The sequence below is a fragment of the Flavobacterium circumlabens genome, from assembly GCF_004345565.1.
GTDB lineage: Bacteria > Bacteroidota > Bacteroidia > Flavobacteriales > Flavobacteriaceae > Flavobacterium > Flavobacterium circumlabens.
Map to the genome: position 1 here is coordinate 1 of NZ_SLWA01000031.1, position 2,036 is coordinate 2,036.

3 protein-coding genes are annotated in these 2,036 nt (G+C 33.8%); 2 read left to right on the forward strand and 1 reads right to left on the reverse strand.

What is annotated here, in order from left to right; genetic code table 11:
- A partial coding sequence (locus EV142_RS23920) for a hypothetical protein (RefSeq protein WP_202978524.1) occupies positions 1-221 on the reverse strand: 221 nt, incomplete at its 3' end.
- A gap of 200 nt (positions 222-421) precedes the next feature.
- Here EV142_RS23920 and EV142_RS23925 point away from each other — a divergent pair.
- Positions 422-604 (forward strand): hypothetical protein, encoded by a 183-nt coding sequence (locus EV142_RS23925; RefSeq protein ID WP_132038365.1) that lies wholly within the window; start codon positions 422-424, stop codon positions 602-604.
- Positions 601-2,036, forward strand: a 1,436-nt coding sequence (locus EV142_RS23930; protein WP_132038366.1) for a recombinase family protein, incomplete at its 3' end; no start/stop codon positions are given. The genes EV142_RS23925 and EV142_RS23930, both read left to right, overlap by 4 nt.

A 2,036-nucleotide genomic window follows, 5' to 3' on the forward strand; every position in this document is an offset into this window, starting at 1 on the left:
GCAATAATTTTTTCAAGAGACGGACTTCCTACGAGTCCCGCAGCAGCTATAATGTACTTTGGTTTTGAAAACAATTCAAAAAAATTACTCTTAAAAAATAGCGTCTTTCTTTCAAAAGTTATCTGTACATACAAGGGATGTGTCATGATTTTGCCCAAAGGAACTTGCTTCAGCTTTTCGTTGAAGTAGGTTTTATAGCTTATTTTTGATAGTTTGTTCATGCTTTTTTTACGAGATTTTGGAGTTTAATCTTTTAAAATTAGACTGCAGCTGATTATAGATTATTATAATACTTAAAATCGGTATAAATATACATATAAAGTTTTTATAAAATATAAAATTATAAAAACAATTTCATTATCTTAGTGTTGTCAAGATAATTAGAAAAATGAAAAGGATGATGAACGTTAAGCAAAGTAATATGGAAAATAAAGAAGTCAATGAAGAGGTAAATGAGACAAGAAAAATCACACCGGAGAAAGCCTTGGAAGTGTTAAGGTCTGAGGGACTGGATGTAACGCTTGAACAAGCCGGGAATATTTTGGATTTTTTGCGTAAATTAGCAAATATTACAGTAACTAAGTATTTAAAAACAAGAGGATGAAAATGATAGCAGACTTATATGTAAGAGTGAGTACAGATGAACAGGCAGACAGAGGATATTCTCAAAGAAATCAGGAAGAAGTACTGCGTAAATATTGTGAAATTAACTCCATTGAGATAAGAGACGTGATTTATGAAGATCACTCGGCAAAGACTTTTAACAGACCCAAATGGAATAAGCTTTTGCAAAATTTAAAAAAGCACAAAAACAAAATTGATCTTGTTTTATTCACTAAATGGGATAGGTTCAGCCGTAATGCCGGAGATGCTTATCAAATGATAAATATCCTCAGGAAACTTGGTGTAGAGCCGCAAGGTATTGAACAGCCACTTGATTTGACTATTCCAGAGAATAAAATGATGCTCGCTTTTTATCTTGCTGCTCCTGAGGTAGAGAATGATAGAAGGGCACTTAATACTTTTCATGGTATGCGTAGAGCAAGGAAAGAGGGGCGTTATATGGGATACGCTCCAGCGGGATATGTTAACAAGGTTAAAGAAGACGGGACTAAGTATATTGCATTTGACCAGCCTGAGGCATCTATTTTGAAATGGGCCTTTGAAGAGCTTTCAAAAGGGATTTTTAATACAGAACAGGTTCTTTGCATGGCAAAAGAAAAAGGTCTTAAAGCAAGTAAAAATAATTTTTGGAGAGCTATTCGTAATCCTCTTTATTGTGGTAAGATAGTAATTCCAAAATATAAAGATGAAGATCTCACCTATGTAACAGGTCAGCATGAACCTTTAATATCGCAGACCTTGTTCTATAAAGTGCAGGACATACTTGACGGAAGATCAAAAACATATTTGCCAAAAGCAATTACTACTAAGCCGTTTCCACTACGTGGATTTTTTACCTGTCCAGAATGTGCAAAGGTATTAACAGCAAGTATTTCCAAAGGGCGCACTAAATATTATCCTTATTATCATTGTAGTGGAGGCTGTAAATACAGAATAAATTCTGATACGGCTAATGATATATTTCTAAGTGATTTAAAACAGTATGTTCCTATACCTGAGATAAAAAATCTTTATATTACTGTTTTATCAGAGTGTTATAGAGAGCAGACCAAAGAAATATCTGAAGAAAAGCTTAAAATAATAGCCCAGCTTAAAGATTATGAAAAAAGGCTTTCACATGCTAGGGATTTATTAGCGACCCAGCAGATTGATGCTTCGGATTATAGGGATATGAAGTCTGATTACGGAGCTGTAATTAATAGATTGGAATTGAAATTATCAGGTATCAATGTTGATGAAGATGATATTGATGATTTGTTAAAAGTAGGTGTAGGGAACCTTTTGAAGCTCAATGAATTCTATGATGTCGGGGATTGGTCACAATCACGAGATTTGATTGGTTCGATTTATCCTGAAAAATTTACGATTTCAGAAAATCAGCTTCGAACCACAAGAGTTAATGAAGTTGTTAG

Bases quoted from the DNA above. Each gene is read 5' to 3' on its own strand.
- EV142_RS23925 (WP_132038365.1), top strand. From the start codon at position 422: ATGGAAAATAAAGAAGTCAATGAAGAGGTAAATGAGACAAGAAAAATC.